This window comes from Ruegeria sp. THAF57, from assembly GCF_903914075.1.
Taxonomy (GTDB): domain Bacteria; phylum Pseudomonadota; class Alphaproteobacteria; order Rhodobacterales; family Rhodobacteraceae; genus Ruegeria.
Genome location: NZ_CAIWNQ010000001.1, coordinates 249719 through 266753 on the forward strand (window position 1 = coordinate 249719; position 17035 = coordinate 266753).

Below are 17035 nucleotides of genomic sequence, written 5' to 3' on the forward strand. Positions count from 1 at the left end.
TTCTAAGCTGGGCAGGCATTTGACACAAGGCGCTGAAATGTCCGACCTGCTTGACGACCCCATTCCCGGCCAAAACACCCCCGAATACAGCGTTTCGGACATCTCAGGAGAGGTTAAGCGCACGCTTGAAGGCACGTTTGGGCGAATCCGTGTGCGTGGCGAGGTAGGACGCGTGTTCAAAGCGCGGTCCGGCCATCTGTATTACGACATCAAGGATGACCGAAACGTGCTGGCATGCACCACGTGGAAGGGCCAGATCTCGGGCCTGTCCGTGGTGCCGGAAGAAGGATTAGAGGTTGTTGTCACCGGTCGCCTCACAGCTTTCGGTGCACAATCCAAATACAACCTGAATGTCGATGAGGTCGCCGTTGCCGGACAAGGTGCCCTGATGGCGCTGCTGGAAAAACGCAAGAAACAGCTTGAGGCCGAAGGGCTATTCGCGCCAGAGCGCAAGAAGGTTCTGCCCTACCTGCCGCAGATCATCGGCGTTGTGACATCCCCGTCCGGCGCGGTGATCCGCGATATCCTGCACCGACTGCGCGACCGGTTTCCGCGCAAGGTGCTGATCTGGCCTGTGGCCGTACAGGGATCAAACTGCGCACCCGAAGTGGCGAACGCCATTCAAGGCTTCAACCAAATGACCCCCGGAGGCGCCCTGCCACGCCCCGACCTGATCATTGTCGCCCGTGGCGGCGGGTCAATCGAAGACCTGTGGGGCTTTAACGAAGAAATCGTTGCGCGCGCCGCCGCCGCCTCGGACATTCCGCTGATTTCAGCCGTGGGGCACGAAACCGATACAACACTGATCGACTTCGTTTCTGACCGACGCGCACCCACGCCGACCGCCGCCGCCGAACTCGCGGTTCCCGTTCGTATGGAACTGTTGGCATGGACCGGAGAGCAAGGCGCGCGTCTTTCCCGTTCAGCCACGGACGCGGTTCAACGCCGCGCGCAACGTCTGCGCGACCTGTCCCGCGCCTTGCCACGCCCGGATACCTTGCTGAACACTCCACGCCAACGCCTTGATCTTGTTGCAGATAGACTGGCACCCGCGCTTGACCGCAGTGTTCAGAACCGGCGTTTGCGTGTCGTTGAGATCTCTGCACATCTGCGCCCGGCCACGCTGCGCAATCTGGTGGCAACGCGGCAAGAGGCCGTTCGCAACCTGTCTTCCCGGCTGTCCCTGCGGCCAATCCAGCGCGAGATCGAAGCGCAGCGAAATAACGTAACCCGACTGGCGGAACGCCTGAGCAGCGCGCAAACCGCACGGCTCGACCGGATGCGCCAGAATCTTGAGGCGACAGACCGTCTGCGCGAAACACTCAGCTACAAAGCGACGTTAGAAAGAGGCTACGCAGTGGTGCGCGCAGAAGGCCAAGTCCTGACGACCAAAGAGCAGGCTGGAAAGCACGCGACCTTCGAGATCGAGTTCGCGGACGGTGTGCTAAGTACAGGTCAGTCGAACCCGTCACGTCCATCACAGAAGAAAACGCCATCCAAGGATACTCCGGACCAGGGATCGCTATTTTAAGGGGCGCGCTAAACGCCGACGTCAGGGCCGTGGCAGACCATTTCTTCGTCGATCTCATCGGCTTCATACAGCTCGGTTCTGTCCGGGTTTCCTTCAAACTGAGCGATCAAGCCACTCCCCGAATCTGTGAACAACCAGCATTGCGGGTCCAGACGGTCCTCGTACAGGAAACATATCTGGCCGCTTTGCTCGTACCAAACACCTTCCTTGCAGTCTCCATCCAAAAAAGACCATATAACTCTGCGGTTTGGCAGGTAACGTTCAACTCCGTAAACCTGCCCCTGAAACCCGTAGAACAGAGTTTTCCCACGGGTATATGCATCAAATTCCGATCCCGAAAGACCAGGCTCCGCGCCCACGGCCGGACCGAACATTACCATCAGAATCGCGATAGACCTCAGCATATGATCATCATCGCAGATGTGGTGCAGCAACGCCAACTCTGCGCGCAACGCACGACTTACCCCACGTAACCGGTTGAGGTATTGCCGAGTTCCCGGCGACGCTGTTGAAAAACACCATACTACGGGAGAGCCGCCAAATGACCGCCCTGTTTCTGATCGCCGCAGCCTGCGCGCTTGTGTATCTGCCGATGTCACCGAAACCCGCAAGTGGGCTGAGGTCAGTTCTAAAGACGCTGTCGGTTGCCATACTTGCGCTTATCGCAGCCCGACAGGGCGCGCCACTGTTGCTGACTACAGCTCTGGCTCTCTGCGCAGTCGGCGACGCATTACTGTCTCGGGACTCCGATTCCACATTCATGGCTGGCATCGGTGCTTTTGCTGCCGGACACTTGGCCTATATCGCTTTGTTTCTGTCCCATCCGTCCAGCGAAACTGCACTTATTCTCGACAGGCCCGGTTTCTTCTGGTCGCTGATCATATTGGGCATCATTGCCGCAACCTTGCTCGCGCCCCGCGCCGGAGAATTAAAGGTGCCCGTCCTTGGATATATCCCGATTATCCTCGGCATGGGTCTTACCGTTTTGGCAGTGCCCGACATCGGCCCTTTGCGTTGGGCGTTGCCCGCAGCGTTGGCCTTTATCGCGTCCGACCTGATCCTTGCGACGGAAAAGTTCCTACTACCCCCAAATCATCCAAGCCTCCGCTTCACGCCTTACATGGTGTGGATATTTTACTGGGGCGCTCAGGCCGGGTTGCTGATTGCCTTCCTGTGACCCTTTGCAACTGGTTCAAATCCGCATTAGGTGAGAGGAACATCTGCGGAGACCAAAAATGGCGTTTTTCTCAAAGCTCAAGGACAAGCTGTTCAAATCCTCGTCCCGCCTCGAACAGGGACTGGAAGCCATCGTCGAAGATGGCGGCGAAGAAACAACAGCCCCTGACCCTGTCATCCCCAAGCCAGAGCCGCAGCCAGAACCCGTACCCGAAGTTCCGCAGCCACAGCCGGAACCGCAGCCTGTTGAAACCCCTGAACCAGTTCCAGCAGACCCAATGCCAGCCCCCCCGCCACCAGAGGCTGCACCGTCCAAATTTGTTCTGGCGCGGATGTTCAGCCGGAACGAGGCAAAAACCGCTATTCGCCGCACGCTTGACGACGACATGCTGGAACAACTCGAAGAGTTGTTGATCGCCTCGGACATGGGCGTAGACACCGCCTTGCGCGTCACCTCCAACATGGCCGAAGGGCGTTTGGGCCGCAAACTTTCGACACAGGAAATCAAACAGCTACTGGCACAGGAAGTTTCCCGCGTGATGGAGCCTGTCGCCAAACCGCTGCCGATCTACCCCAAGCGCCCTCAGGTGGTGCTTGTAGTCGGCGTGAACGGGTCCGGAAAGACCACAACAATCGGCAAACTCGCAAGCCAGTTCAAAGCAGCAGGCAAAAAGGTCGTAATTGCCGCGGGCGACACATTCAGGGCTGCGGCGGTCGAACAGCTTCAAGTCTGGGGAGACCGCGCAGGCGTGCCCGTCCTTACAGCGCCCGAAGGATCCGACCCCGCCTCTCTCGCATTTGATGCCCTCACACGCGCGCAAGAGGACGGAGCAGACCTGCTGATGATCGACACCGCTGGCCGCCTGCAAAACCGCGCCGATTTGATGGAAGAGCTCGCCAAAATCGTCCGCGTCATCCGCAAGGTTGACGAAACCGCTCCGCATAACACCCTTTTGGTGCTGGACGCGACCACCGGGCAGAATGCGCTCAGTCAGGTCGAGACATTCCGCAAGCTGGCCGATGTCTCGGGCCTTGTGATGACCAAACTGGATGGCACGGCCAAGGGTGGCGTTCTGGTGGCGCTCGCGGACAAGTTTGGTCTGCCGATCCACGCGATCGGCGTCGGGGAACAGATCGACGACCTCGCCCCCTTTGACCCGGAAGAATTCGCCGCCGCCCTCACCGGCCTTGACCAAAGCTGATCCGCCGCTTCATCTGGCTAAAAATATCCTCGGGGGGTGTGGGGGGGCAGACAGCCCCCCACCCTCTCCTCCCAACGCAAAGATCTGACACTTGAGCGACTGGCTGATCTCACTCGAAGGCACCGAAGCAGGCCATCAGCTCGCGCTGGGATTGGCATTGATGGCGGCGTTCCTTCACGCGGCTTTCGGGGCATTGCAGAAGGGTCGTCACGATCCCTGGCTGTCCCGCGGAGCAATCGACGCTTGTTACTGCCTGATGGCCGCGCCCTTTGCCTTTTTCGTCGTGCCGTGGCCAGAGCCCTACATGTGGCCCATCTTCGCCGTCGTGTGGTTGATTCACATCGTCTACAAAACGCTACAGGCTATGGCCTATACCAAAGGCTCATACACTGTCGTTTACCCGGTCGTCCGTGGGACCGGGCCCCTGTTCACCGTTATCGGCGCCTACCTGCTGTTCGGGGAGACCTTTACCGGCACGCAATGGCTTGGGGTCGCCGTGTTGCTAGCCGGTATTTTTGGATTGGCGGCCTACAACTTCCGCTTTCTCGAAACCAACCGCGAAACGCTTGGGATAGCTCTGACGCTAGCGATCGCCACAGGATTATTCGTCGCGCTTTACACAACTTACGACGCTTACGGGATACGTGCGACTGCCGACCCTTTCACGTTTTTGGCCTGGTTCTTCATGATCGACGGCGCCACCATGCCAATTTACGCCTTCCTGAGGTGGCGTGCGATGATCAACCGGCCCGCGATCGGTCCCTTGATGCTGCGCGGTTTGGCTGGCGGCATCATTGCCCCGCTGTCCTTTGGCTCTATCATGCTGGCAACGCGATTGGATAAAGTTGGCGAGGCCGCCGTTCTGCGCGAAACCTCGACCGTCTTTGCTGCCCTGATCGGCTGGCTGATTCTGAAAGAAACCGTTGGGCCAAGGCGGATCGCTTTGATGGCATTGATTGCATTAGGCGCCGTAATCGTTGAAATGGGCGGGTAAACAGCAGGAAACTGACATGACAGGCAAGAAAGAAGTCAACCCATTTCTAAAGCAGGTGCTGGAACTCGGTCCTCCGCTGGCGTTTTTCTTCATCTACCTGCGCTTGCGGGATGACAGTTTCGAATTCGCTGGAACCGAATATTCCGGGTTCATTGTTGCGACCATCATCTTCGTGCCCCTGATGCTGTCTGCAATGGCCGTGCTATGGTACCTGACCGGGAAACTCAGCCGGATGCAGATATTCACCGCCTTCATGGTCATTTTCTTCGGTGGCCTGACAGCATGGTTTAATGACGAACGGTTCTTCAAGATGAAAACCACGCTGGTCTACGGATTCTTTTCAATCATCCTTGGAATTGGGCTGCTGCAGGGAAAATCCTATCTCGCCTATGTTCTCGATGAAATGCTTCCCATGCGCAACGAAGGTTGGATGATCCTCACACGTCGACTGTGCGGGTGCTTTGCAGTTCTGGCCGTTGCAAACGAACTGGTCTGGCGCACCATGTCCACCGACCTGTGGGTCAAAATCGAAACGTTCGGGTTTCCGATCGCGTTGATGGTCTTTCTCATGCTTCAGTTCAGCATGTTGCAAAGCTATATGGATGACCCCGACCATCAGTAAACCGGGTGGTCGAACCGGTCCTGTGGAGCGCCAACGCATAGCCAACTTTCGGAATTCGCATAAAATCCTTGGCTAAACGTCATAGCTGTGGAAAGTTGTGGGACCACTCACCATTGGCAGCCGGAGCACCACATCCACATGACGGCCATCCCAAACAGCGGCTTTTTGGCCGAGGCGTCTGACAGGCTCAGGGCCATGCTTTCTGCCCAGGCGACGGAAATTTCGCTTGAACAGGGTGAGACCCTGTTTGAACAAGGCGACGAAGGTGACTCCCTCTACGCCCTCAGCGAGGGCACACTGGAAGTGTCCTTTCTGGCGATGAGCGGTCGAAAACTATCATTGAGCCTGATGAAGCCAGGTGAAATCTTCGGTGAAATCGCCCTGTTCGACAACGGGCCGCGCACCGCTACGATTGCGGCGGCCGAACCGTCCCGCGTTCTACGCGTCCGGCGCAGCGACGTTATGAACCAAATCCGGCAGCATCCCGATCTTGCGGTCGATTTGATCCGACTGGCGGGTTTGCGCATGCGCTGGATGGGGTCGCAAATGAATGAGCAGGTCTTTCTGCCGATGCCCATCCGTTTGGCGCGTAAGCTGCTGCACCTGTCCGACCTTCAGGACGACCCTGCCAAACGGATCACCCTGTCGCAGAGCGAACTGGCCGAGTTCGTTGGCGCGACAAGGGAAGCGGTATCCAAAACAATCTCGACCTGGAAGCGCGATAACGTGGTCGAGGCATCACGCGGCGGCCTTATGATCCATGACTTCGAAGCCCTACGCGAATTGGCGGAATCCGATCTGATCTGATCCGTTGTGACCTGCTTCACATACGACCGGCTGCGTTAAGACTATCTTCGTAATTGTTACCGTAGGAGGTCAGAGAATCATCCCCGATATCTGTCCACTGACCTCTCCCTGTATCAGAGCCACGCGCCTTCCCCGGCGTGTGGCTCACTTCTTTGCGGAACAGAAAAAGGCCGGAGCAAACGCCCCGGCCCGTTCATTCAAGTAGACCCGAGTATCACTCTTCCAAGCTTAGGGCCACAAAGCGCGGGTCACCGCCACGGCGCACCAAAAGCAGCAGGGATTTACGCCCAGCCTCTCGCGCTTCGTCCATCCGCGCCTCAAGATCTTCGACCGAAGTGACCTTTTGCTGGCCTGCTTCGGTAATAAGATCACCCGAGCGTAACCCTTTGGCATAGGCTTCCGAGGCTTCGTCCACTTGGGTTACAACCAACCCTTCGGCGTTTTCATCCAAGCCCATGTCGGTACGCATCTCATCCGTCAAAGGCGAGATTGTCAGCCCCAGTATATCGGCGTCTTCGTCAACCGGTGCTTCTGACGTTTCTTCTTCGCCGTCTTCGGACCGCTCGGCGTCTTCGCGCCGCCCAAGGGTCACCAGAACCGTCTGCGTTCCGCCATCCCGGTGCACAACCACGCGAACCGACTTGCCCACAGTGGTTTCGCCAACCTGACGGACAAGGCCGCGCGTATCCTCGACCTCGACCCCGTCGAAGCTGAGGATCACGTCACCAGCCAGCAAACCGGCGTCTTTTGCCGGCCCGTCCGGCACATCGCTGATCAAAGCGCCACCCGGTTTGTCCAGCCCCATGGCTTCGGCCATATCCTCGGTCACGTCTTGAATGCGGACACCCAACCAGCCGCGGCGGGTCTCACCGAACTCACGCAGTTGGTCCACAACCTTGACGACAACATTCGATGCCATCGAAAATCCAATCCCGATCGAACCACCATTGGGCGACAGGATGGCCGTATTCACACCGATCACTTCGCCGTCCATGTTGAACAACGGCCCGCCCGAGTTCCCCCTGTTAATCGCTGCATCGGTCTGAATGTAGTCGTCATAAGATCCGCTCAGCGCACGGTTGCGGGCCGATACGATCCCGGCTGAAACCGAAAACCCCTGCCCCAACGGATTGCCCATCGCAATAACCCAATCGCCTACGCGAGCCACGTCGCTATCGCCAAATTTGACATATTGCAGCGGCCCCGTCGCCTCGACCTTGAGCAGCGCAATATCGGTTTTTTCGTCCGTGCCAATTACCTTGGCAGGCAATTCCTTCTTGGGCTGTCCGTCACCCGGAAAGAACTCGATCAAAATCTCATCCGCTTCGGTGATCACGTGGTTGTTGGTGACGATGTAACCATCCTCTGAAATCACGAACCCCGACCCAAGCGCATTACTGCGTCGCGGGGCGTTCTCTCCATTATTACCCCGGTCCTGAAACTCGCGGAAAAAATCTTCGAAGGGCGACCCTTCGGGAACGATGCCCTGCGGCCCGGTCTGATTTTCGATCAGGGTCGAGGTGGTGATGTTCACCACCGCCGGGCTGATCTTTTCGGCCAACGGCGCAAGGCTTTCCCCGCGCGCAAATGCTGCCGATGTCTGCGCCAGGATTATCAACATCCCCGCAAATGCAAGCCACATCAGCCGCAAAAAACCAACCCTGTCGTCCGCTCGGACGGAAATACTGCGCGCTTGTGCCTGCACTTGGGTACTCCTTGTCGTCAATTCTGCGGGATCGCGCATGAACGCCTCCCTCTTGGCAACCAATGTAGTCGGTTTAATCAGGCCCGCAACTGAGGATCGCGGGGAAATCACCTGCAATTGAAACCACGGCACTAAAACCCGACCTGATACGCGCCCCAAAGCAGGATAAAGCCGCTGACCACGCACAACAGCCCCGCCAACCGCCGTGCCTGTTCAGGCAGCGATCGCAATGCTTCCAGCATCCGTTCAATAAGCGAAGGGGCCAGCGCATAGGCCAGCCCCTCGACAATCAGTACCAGCCCGAGGGCCAGAAGGATCATACCCATTACTGGGATGCCTGCCCTGTTGGTGACTTCAGATAGTTAAAGAACTCTGAATCCGGGCTCAGAACCATCGAACTGTTGCTGCCGCCCAACGCGCGCTCATAAGCGGACAGAGACCGATAGAATTCAAAGAACTCTGGGTCCTTGCCAAACGCTTCGGCGAAGATCGCGTTACGTTCAGCGTCAGCTTCACCGCGGATGATCTCGGCCTCACGGTTGGCGTCTGAGACCAGCTCGACCACGGTACGATCCGCTTGCGCGCGCACACGCTGCGCCGCCTCGTTACCACGGGCGCGTTCGTCCGTCGCTTCACGCTCACGCTCGGCCTTCATCCGGTCGAATGTCGCCTCAAGGTTGGCTTGCGGTAGATCAGTCGCTTTCAGGCGCACGTCGATCACGTTGACGCCCAGCGCACGGGCTTCGGCAATTGCACTGTTGCGGATACGCAGCATCAGCGCCGCACGGTCCGAGCTCAGGATGTCGCGGGACGAGACCGAACCCAGAACCTCACGCGTTTCGGCGCGCAGGATACGGTCCAGACGATCTTCGGCGACCGGAATTCCGCCGACACCAACGGCTTGACGGAACTGCTCCAGATCGGAAATCCGGTAACGGGCAAAGGCATCGACCACCAGACGGCGATCATCCAGAGGCGTGACCTCAAGCGGCTGAACGTCAATCGAAAGGATGCGGTCGTCATAGCGAACAACGTCCTGAATCAACGGGATTTTGAACGCCAGCCCGGGCTCTTCTTTGACGGCGACCACGCGACCGAACTGAAGAACCAGCGCACGTTCACGTTCATCCACGATGAAAATCGAAGACAGGCCAACGACGCCAATGATCACCAAGGCAATGAGGATAAGGGGTGATTTACGCATCAGTTGCTCTCCTCAGCCTGATTGCGGCGCAACTCGTTGAGCGGCAGGTAAGGCACGACGCCCTGCCCCTGCCCGGTCGAGTTTTCGTCCAGAATGATCTTGTCCACGTCGCCAAGCACCTGTTCCATCCGTTCCAGATACAGACGCTTGCGCGTCACGTCCGGTGCTTTGGAATATTCCTCCAGAACCGCGCTAAAGCGGCTGGCTTCACCCTGCGCGCTGTTGATCTGTTGCGCGCGATAGGCTTCGGCCTCTTCCAGAACCTGCGCGGCTTCACCACGTGCTTCGGCCAACACGCGGTTGGCATAGGCGTCAGCAACGTTCTGTAGGCGGTCACGTTCCTGCGCAGCAGCCTGAACGTCGCGAAAAGCGGCAATCACGTCCTGCGGCGGGTCGGCCTTGTCAAAGTTGACGCGGATGATGTTCACACCCGAATCGTAGCTGTCCATCGTTGTCTGAATCAGTTCCTGCAGGCGTTCGGCAATGACACCACGGTCACGGTTCAGGATCGGCGCCAGCTCGCTTTGCGCAATAATCTCACGCATGGCTGATTCCGACACGGCGCGGATCGTCTGGCGTGGGTCACGCAGGTTAAACAGGAACCTGGCGGGGTCGCTGATGTTCCAGACAACCTGATAGTCGATGTCGACCACGTTTTCGTCGCCGGTCAGCATCAGGCCATCATCGCTTCCGCGCGTACCTCCCATATCTTCGGTTTGTTCGCGCGTTACCGGGATGACCTCAGCTGTAACAAAGGGCCAAGGCGCAAAGTTCAGGCCCGGATTACCGACAGCAGAAAACTCACCCAGAAACAGTTCAACCGACTGTTCTTCGGGTTTGACGGTATAAAAACTGGCCGCACCCCAAAGAACCGCCGCAACGACCACGCCGATCAAAACGGTTCCCTTGGTGAAAATGGGACCGCCCCCTCCAGAGCCCTGCCCGTTTCCGCCCCGGCCTGAACCACCGCGACCGCCCATAAGGACGCGCAGTTGCTCCTGACCTTTTTTCATCAACTCGTCGATCTCGGGGATCTGCGGGCCGTCGCCTTCGGGCGGGCGTTGCCCGTTCCCGTTGTTACCCCGATTTCCTCCGCCACCCGAAGAGCCTCCGCCCCCCCAGGGGCCGCCGCTGTTGCCCGCCATATGTATATATTCCCTTGTGTTGGACCGTGTGATCACGGGTTCCCTTGTAACTTGTGTGCCCGCAGTTGCAAATCAAGCAGTACGAACAGGTTGCCGCATTGTCACCAGTTCCTCGGCCATGACCGGATGAACGGCGACGGTGCGGTCGAAATCCTCTTTGGTTGCGCCCATTTTTACAGCGATACCTGCAAGCTGGATCATCTCGCCCGCGCCCGGTGCCACGATATGACAGCCCAGAACCTTACGGGTAGCCTGACTTACGATCAGCTTCATCAAAACCCGTTGTGTTCCGCCTGCAAAAGCTTTCTGCATCGGTTTGAACGACGTGGCATAAACTTCGATCGGTTCCTGGGCGGCGGCCTCTTCTTCGCTTAGGCCGACGGTGCCCATTTCGGGCTGTGTGAAGATCGCCGTTGGGATCAGTTCGTGATCTACTGGGGTCGGATTGCCCCGGAAGACCGTTTCAACAAACGCCATGCCTTCGCGAATCGCTACCGGCGTCAGGTTCACCCGGTCAGTCACATCCCCAATGGCATAGATCGAGGGCACAGCGGTCTGGCTGTATTCATCAACGACGATTTCACCCTTGCGTCCGCGCGTAACGCCCAGCGCCTCAAGGCCAAGGTCGTCGGCATTTGGGGCACGGCCTGTTGCGTACATGACCACGTCGAACCGGTCCTCGGTACCGTCAGTGGCTTTCACACGGATCTGCTCGCCCTCTTTGGTCATCTCAAGCACGTTGGTCCCCAAACGGACGTCGATGCCGTTCTGGCGCATTTCTTCACAGATCAGGCCACGGGCTTCTTCGTCAAAGCCCCGCAGGATTTGCGCGCCCCGATAGAACTGAGTGGTCTTCACGCCCAATCCATTCATGATCCCGGCGAATTCACTGGCGATATAGCCGCCGCCGACAATCAGGATGCTTTCGGGCAGCTTCTCCAGATGGAAAATCTCATTCGACGTGATCGCCAGATCCGACCCCGGAAACTCCGGCACAACCGGGCGACCACCAGTAGCAATCAGGATATGCTTGGCGGTCTTGCGCGTTCCGTCCGCCAACTCGACGGTATGCGGATCAACTACATGAGCGCGCTGGTCAAAGCTTTCGACGCCGTTGTTCTTCAGGATATTGCGATAAATACCTTCGAGCCGGTCAAGTTCGGCGACCAGCTTTCCGTGAAAGGTGTTCCAGTTGAATGCACCGGGCTGAATGTCCCAGCCATACGCCTGCGCGTCGTCGACCGTGCCCGAGAATTCGCTGGCAAACACCATCAGTTTCTTGGGCACGCATCCCCGGATGACACATGTACCGCCATAACGGTCTTCTTCTGCAAGTGCGACTTTTGCCCCGGTTTCCCCGGCTGCAACGCGCGCCGCGCGGACCCCGCCCGAGCCTCCGCCGATGACAAACAGATCATAGTCAAAGCTCATCCTGAGTTCCCTTGTTCTTTCAAGCCAAAATTCGTTGAGTATCTGGGGTCGATTACCAAACTGCCAACCCTTGATGTTTCAGAAAGTTCGCTGAGCTCTTCGCGATCGCGCAAAGTTCAGCTTCACCACCTTGTTAGTCCGCAAGATCCGCGAACAGGTTTTCACCGCCTTCAGTGGGCTGATCCATTTCGGTTGTCCCTTCGTTGATATCGCGCAGTTCGACACGGCCATCCCCATAACCGATCACGACCTGGTCACAGATATCCACGAACAATCCGTTCTCAACCACACCGGGGACCTGGTTCAAGACCAATGCCAACTGCCGCACATTTCCAATACGCTGAAGGTGCAGGTCCAGAATGTGGTTGCCTTCGTCAGTCACATACGGCGCCTGTCCGATCATGCGCAACGCGGTCGAGGTGCCCAACACATCCATTGTATCCAGCACTTCTTCGATCAAAGTGCGTGTTGTCTGCCAGCCGAACGGAATGACTTCGATCGGCAGGGGAAACGCACCCAGCGTTTCAACCTCTTTGCCGGCATCTGCGATCACGACCATCTGATCACTGGCTGTGGCGACGATCTTTTCCTGTAGCAGCGCACCGCCACCGCCTTTTATGAGGTTCAGCTCGCCGTCAAACTCATCCGCGCCATCAATGGTGATATCCAGCCATCCAGCCTGATCCAGTGAGACAACGTCAATCCCGACCTCACGGGCCAGTTGCGCCGTGCGGGTCGAAGTTGGCACACCCTTGATCTTCAGGCCCTCTCGCTGCGCCCGTTCCCCCAAACGACGCACCATCCAATCGGCAGTCGACCCGGTGCCAAGCCCGACGCGCATTCCGTCCTGCACCATGTCAGCCGCGCGGCGCGCGGCGACATATTTGGCTTTGTCGATGGGTGACAACTCTCCGATCATCGCCGTAGATCCTTATTTTGCTGCCGGACTTATACGGAATGCCTGCGGCAACTGCGAGAGCGAATAAAACATTTCGCAATACTTGCACGGCTGAAAACTACGCGTTTCCGATTGGAAACGTCGCAATCGAAGGTTTCGCCTTCTGCGCTGCGGTGTACACAGGCGTCATGAACGCGCTCTACTGTCTGCACTATGCCCCCGACAACGCCTCGCTGGTGATCCGGCTGGCGTTGGAAGAAATGGGGCTGTCTTACGAAACGGCTCTGGTTGATCGCCGCCAGAACGCACAGGACGGTGCGGCCTATCGCTCGCTGAATCCCAACGGTCTGATCCCGGTTCTGGAAACACCGCAGGGTCCGATTTTTGAAACAGCCGCGATTTTGCTGTGGTTGGCCGACACCCATAAGCAGCTTGCCCCGGGACCAGACAGCCCGGACCGGGCCGCGTTCTTGAAGTGGCTGTTCTTTGCATCGAACACTCTGCACGCTGACCTGCGCATCCTTTTTTATGCAGAAAAATACATTGAAGCAGCACAAACCGAGCCGTTACGCGAAGGAATGCGCCAGAGATTGCGCCAGCACCTTCAGGTTCTGGAAGCCACAGCAGAGCAAACCCCGAACTGGCTGCACCCCGAGAAACCCTCGGTTCTAACGTATTACCTTGCTTGCCAGATGCGTTGGATGGCCCTGTACCCGATGCAGTCCGACCGCAGTTGGTATCAGGTGCACGATACACCGCGCCTGCGGGACGTGCTTATGCATCTGGAAACCCGCCCCGCCACTCGTGCAGCCATCAAAGCCGAAGGGTTGGGGGTTACACCGTTTACTTCTCCGACTTATGCTAACCCTCCAGAAGGCTCTGCTACCTGATATGTTCCTGTCTGTCTTCGATATGTTCAAAGTGGGCATTGGCCCATCCTCGTCGCACACAATGGGTCCGATGGTGGCCGCGGCACGTTTTCTGGACCTTATGCGAGATTCCCCGTTCGAGTTTGCGGGCCTGCGCGGCTCGCTGCACGGTTCTCTTGCTTTTACCGGTGTCGGGCACGCCACGGACCGCGCGACGATACTGGGGCTGGCTGGATTTGTTCCGGATACTTACGACAATGAAAAAGCCGAAGCCGCGCTGCTGGCCATCAAAGAGAGCCACAGCGTAACCCCCGATGGTTTGCCGACGCTGCATTTCGACCCCAAGGCAGATTTGGTCTTTGATTACGATCACACCCTGCCCGGCCACGCCAACGGCATGATCCTTATGGCTACGGACGCACAAGGCGACGTAATCCTCCGGCAGGTCTACTATTCGATCGGGGGCGGATTTGTCCTGACGGAAGAAGAACTGGCCGCAGGCAAAGCCACTGACGAAGGCGCCCCCGTCCCCTTTCCGTTCAAATCGGCGGTCGAAATGCTGGACATGGCCAAGGCCAGCGGCAAAAGCATCGCCGAGATGAAGCGCGCCAACGAGATCGCGCGCGGGTGTGCCGACAGTTTTGCCAAAGGCTCGGCCCGACTGTGGCAAGTCATGAATGACTGTATCGAGAGGGGCTTGCACACGGATGGCATTCTGCCTGGTGGCCTGAGCGTGCGCCGACGCGCTAAGGGTATTCACGACGCGCTTCAGGCCGAACGCGGGATGAACCTGAATGCCCCGCACACAATCAACGATTGGATGAGCGTTTACGCCATGGCGGTAAACGAGGAAAACGCGGCCGGGGGGCAGGTCGTAACAGCGCCAACAAACGGCGCTGCCGGGGTTCTGCCTGCGGTCCTGCGCTATTACCTTGATCACGTGCCCGGTGCTTCGGAAACGCATATTGAGGATTTCTTGCTGACTGCGGCTGCCATTGGCGGGCTGGTCAAGTTCAACGCGTCGATCTCGGGTGCCGAAGCTGGGTGTCAGGCCGAGGTTGGCAGCGCCTCGGCAATGGCTGCCGCGGGGCTGTGCGCTGTGATGGGTGGCACGCCTGAGCAAGTGGAAAACGCGGCTGAAATCGCGTTGGAGCACCACTTGGGCATGACCTGCGACCCGGTCGCGGGGCTGGTTCAGGTTCCCTGCATCGAGCGCAACGGCCTGGGCGCAATCAAAGCAGTTTCAGCAGCGTCTTTGGCGTTGCGCGGTGATGGTCGTCACTTTGTCCCCTTGGACGCAGTCATCGAAACCATGCGCCAAACCGGGCATGACATGCACGAAAAGTACAAGGAAACGTCGTTGGGTGGTCTGGCCGTGAACGTGCCCAACTGTTGATCCCCGAGTCGGAGGAGCGTCATGCGCGGACATTGCCTATGTGGCTCGATAACCTTTGAGGTCGATCCCCCGGCCCTGTCCTGCGTGACCTGCCACTGCGACAGTTGCCGGCGGCAATGCGCCGCGCCTATGACAACATATTTCGGGGTGCGCGACGGCCAGTGGCGCTGGACGGGCAAGAAACCAAAGACCTTTAGGTCTTCGCCCGGCGTTGAACGCAGTTTCTGCCCGAAATGCGGCACGCCGATTTCGTTTCGGTCTCAGGCGATGTCCGGCATCCTGCATCTATACGTCGCGACGCTGGACAATCCCGACGCATTGCAGCCGACGCTACATGTAGCCCACGAAGAAAAGCTGGAATGGCTTAAGCTGAATGACACTCTGCCGATCTGCATTGGACCGGACTACACCCAAGTACAGCCCTTGCCCGAAGACCCCCATTCAACTTAGCGTCGCGGGCATGACACAAGATCGCCCCGTCTTCGGTATCGTCTTGATGCTTGGGTTTTGCGTGCTCGCCCCCTTGGGCGACGCAATGGCCAAGCTTTTGGGTGAGACAACGCCCGTTGCGATGCTGGTCTTTATCCGTTTCGCGGTGCAGGCGGTGGTTCTGATCCCGTTGGTTGCTTTGACGGGACGACATTGGCGGATGCGGGGGCGCGTACTACGCCTGACGGCCATTCGAACGATTTTGCACATTCTCGGTATCAGCGCGATGTTCACCGCCCTGCAATATCTGCCGTTGGCCGACGCGGTGGCCATCGCCTTTGTCATGCCCTTCATCATGCTGTTGCTGGGTCGTTACGTGCTGGGCGAAGAGGTCGGCCTGAGGCGCCTTGTGGCCTGCGCCGTAGGTTTCGCCGGGACGCTGATGGTTATCCAGCCAAGCTTCATTCAAGTCGGAGCGGCAGCCCTTCTGCCCCTTGTCGTCGCCGTCGTCTTTGCACTGTTCATGCTGGTCACGCGACAAATAGCGAAAGAGGCCGACCCGATTGCCCTTCAAGCTGTTTCGGGTGCGATGGCCACCATCATCATGTTGCCCGTCCTGATCGCTGGAACCGCGACGGAGGTCTGGCACCTTTCGCTGGTCGCCCCAACTGAAGGCACCCATTTCCTGTTCTTGGCGATAGGCCTGCTTGGGACAGTCGCGCATCTGTTTATGACGTGGTCACTGCGCTATGCGCCCTCGGCGACGCTGGCCCCGATGCAGTACCTTGAGATACCAGTCGCCACCCTGTTCGGCTGGCTGATCTTTTCGGACCTGCCCGACGGCATGGCCGCGATCGGTATTGCGGTCACCGTTCTGGCCGGCCTCTATGTCATTCTGCGCGAGCGGGCCAGCGCCCGGTCTGCCCCGACTGAAACGCCTGCATAACCGCATCCAAGGCCGTCCTCGGGACCATCATCAACAACCCCGGCGCGTCCATGGTTAGCGTAACCTCAGACACTGCCCGGTTCGATGTCCCGACCACTCCGTCAGGTTCCAGAACCAGCGTGTCGATCGGCCATTCCAATCCCTTACTCTGCCCCGTTACCCGCTGAAATGGAAACAATGAGACGACGTCACCCGGCGCAAGCGCAAGCCTGATGTTTAGCGGTGCGTGAAACACGACCTCATGCTCTCCCAACAGGACGCAGGGCCGATCCTGCCGCCTGACCAACCCGTTAAGCACAGCCAATTGGTGATCCAAACGCCCGCCAAGAAACCCGACGCCCAGGATCAGCGGCGCGTCTACGCTGCGCAATGCCTTGTCAAAATCCGTGCTGTCTTGTTCACGAATTGGAAACAGACGGTCGGATGGAATCTGCGCTTTGTGTGATGCCTCCAGCGAATCGAAATCTCCGATCACGGCCTCGGGGATATGGCCGGCCTCAAGCACTGGTATCGCTCCGCCATCGGCGGCCACGACCTTACCCGCGCGAATCAGCGCGGTTTCCAGATCGCGGGGCCCAATTTGCCCGCCTCCGACCAGCACAATTGGCTCGTCAGAGCGCACAATTGGCATATTTTTTCTAAGATTGATCATTTTTCCCGGTTTTGGACACATTCAGACC

Annotated in this window: 18 protein-coding genes; 10 read left to right on the forward strand and 8 right to left on the reverse strand. The window is 58.3% G+C overall.

Annotated elements, in window-relative coordinates:
* The first annotated feature begins 37 nt into the window (after window positions 1–37).
* Window positions 38–1531, forward strand: coding sequence for an exodeoxyribonuclease VII large subunit (gene xseA / locus RUESEDTHA_RS01160; protein ID WP_180883629.1), 1494 nt, complete (start codon window positions 38–40; stop codon window positions 1529–1531).
* A gap of 8 nt (window positions 1532–1539) precedes the next feature.
* On the opposite strand, the gene RUESEDTHA_RS01165 is transcribed toward xseA, so the two are convergent.
* Complete coding sequence (locus tag RUESEDTHA_RS01165; protein ID WP_255431577.1) at window positions 1540–1935, reverse strand: hypothetical protein; 396 nt, start codon at window positions 1933–1935, stop codon at window positions 1540–1542.
* Between the two features lie 137 nt (window positions 1936–2072).
* Here RUESEDTHA_RS01165 and RUESEDTHA_RS01170 point away from each other — a divergent pair, with 137 nt between their 5' ends.
* The 5 genes from RUESEDTHA_RS01170 (at window position 2073) to RUESEDTHA_RS01190 (ending at window position 6332) form a co-directional block, all read left to right on the forward strand.
* A complete protein-coding gene (locus tag RUESEDTHA_RS01170; protein WP_180883631.1) occupies window positions 2073–2708 on the forward strand; it encodes a lysoplasmalogenase in 636 nt (211 codons plus the stop codon).
* Window positions 2709–2766: 58 nt separating this feature from the next.
* On the forward strand, window positions 2767–3909 hold the full coding sequence (gene ftsY, locus RUESEDTHA_RS01175; protein ID WP_180883633.1) for a signal recognition particle-docking protein FtsY: 1143 nt from the start codon (window positions 2767–2769) through the stop codon (window positions 3907–3909).
* Between the two features lie 91 nt (window positions 3910–4000).
* Window positions 4001–4903 carry an EamA family transporter gene (locus RUESEDTHA_RS01180; protein ID WP_180883635.1) on the forward strand — a complete coding sequence of 301 codons (903 nt, stop codon included), beginning with the start codon at window positions 4001–4003 and terminating at the stop codon, window positions 4901–4903.
* A 16-nt stretch (window positions 4904–4919) separates the two neighbouring features.
* Complete coding sequence (locus RUESEDTHA_RS01185) at window positions 4920–5525, forward strand: inner membrane-spanning protein YciB (protein WP_180883637.1); 606 nt, start codon at window positions 4920–4922, stop codon at window positions 5523–5525.
* 138 nt (window positions 5526–5663) lie between these two features.
* Window positions 5664–6332 (forward strand): Crp/Fnr family transcriptional regulator, encoded by a 669-nt coding sequence (locus tag RUESEDTHA_RS01190; RefSeq protein ID WP_180883639.1) that lies wholly within the window; start codon window positions 5664–5666, stop codon window positions 6330–6332.
* Window positions 6333–6546: 214 nt separating this feature from the next.
* Here the strand turns inward: RUESEDTHA_RS01190 and RUESEDTHA_RS01195 are convergent, their stop codons facing one another.
* The 6 genes from RUESEDTHA_RS01195 to rpiA form a co-directional block, all read right to left on the reverse strand.
* A complete protein-coding gene (locus RUESEDTHA_RS01195; RefSeq protein ID WP_180883641.1) occupies window positions 6547–8076 on the reverse strand; it encodes a Do family serine endopeptidase in 1530 nt (509 codons plus the stop codon).
* Window positions 8077–8168: 92 nt separating this feature from the next.
* The gene (locus RUESEDTHA_RS01200; protein WP_170482677.1) at window positions 8169–8363 is read right to left on the reverse strand and encodes a DUF2065 domain-containing protein; all 195 of its coding nucleotides are present in this window, start codon (window positions 8361–8363) and stop codon (window positions 8169–8171) included.
* Window positions 8363–9241 carry a protease modulator HflC gene (gene hflC, locus RUESEDTHA_RS01205; RefSeq protein ID WP_170482680.1) on the reverse strand — a complete coding sequence of 293 codons (879 nt, stop codon included), beginning with the start codon at window positions 9239–9241 and terminating at the stop codon, window positions 8363–8365. Before hflC ends, RUESEDTHA_RS01200 begins: the two co-directional genes overlap by 1 nt.
* Window positions 9241–10386 (reverse strand): FtsH protease activity modulator HflK, encoded by a 1146-nt coding sequence (hflK, locus tag RUESEDTHA_RS01210; protein ID WP_171122806.1) that lies wholly within the window; start codon window positions 10384–10386, stop codon window positions 9241–9243. The genes hflC and hflK overlap by 1 nt, the downstream gene beginning before the upstream one ends.
* 72 nt (window positions 10387–10458) lie before the next feature.
* A complete protein-coding gene (gene gor, locus RUESEDTHA_RS01215) occupies window positions 10459–11817 on the reverse strand; it encodes a glutathione-disulfide reductase (RefSeq protein ID WP_180883643.1) in 1359 nt (452 codons plus the stop codon).
* 133 nt (window positions 11818–11950) lie between these two features.
* Window positions 11951–12736 (reverse strand): ribose-5-phosphate isomerase RpiA, encoded by a 786-nt coding sequence (rpiA, locus tag RUESEDTHA_RS01220; RefSeq protein ID WP_180883645.1) that lies wholly within the window; start codon window positions 12734–12736, stop codon window positions 11951–11953.
* A 167-nt stretch (window positions 12737–12903) separates the two neighbouring features.
* On the opposite strand from rpiA, the gene RUESEDTHA_RS01225 reads away from it, so the two are divergent.
* The 4 genes from RUESEDTHA_RS01225 to RUESEDTHA_RS01240 are packed head-to-tail and all read left to right on the forward strand — an operon-like array spanning window position 12904 to window position 16355.
* On the forward strand, window positions 12904–13605 hold the full coding sequence (locus tag RUESEDTHA_RS01225) for a glutathione S-transferase family protein (RefSeq protein ID WP_180883647.1): 702 nt from the start codon (window positions 12904–12906) through the stop codon (window positions 13603–13605).
* 1 nt (window position 13606) lies between these two features.
* Entirely contained in the window at window positions 13607–14980 is a 1374-nt protein-coding gene (locus RUESEDTHA_RS01230; protein WP_180883649.1) for an L-serine ammonia-lyase, read from the forward strand.
* 21 nt (window positions 14981–15001) lie between these two features.
* Window positions 15002–15430 (forward strand): GFA family protein, encoded by a 429-nt coding sequence (locus tag RUESEDTHA_RS01235; RefSeq protein WP_180883651.1) that lies wholly within the window; start codon window positions 15002–15004, stop codon window positions 15428–15430.
* Between the two features lie 10 nt (window positions 15431–15440).
* A complete protein-coding gene (locus RUESEDTHA_RS01240) occupies window positions 15441–16355 on the forward strand; it encodes a DMT family transporter (RefSeq protein WP_180883653.1) in 915 nt (304 codons plus the stop codon).
* On the opposite strand, the gene RUESEDTHA_RS01245 is transcribed toward RUESEDTHA_RS01240, so the two are convergent.
* A complete protein-coding gene (locus RUESEDTHA_RS01245) occupies window positions 16300–16986 on the reverse strand; it encodes a thiamine diphosphokinase (protein WP_255431579.1) in 687 nt (228 codons plus the stop codon). The two genes, RUESEDTHA_RS01240 and RUESEDTHA_RS01245, sit on opposite strands and share 56 nt — an antisense overlap.
* Window positions 16987–17035 lie beyond the last annotated feature (49 nt).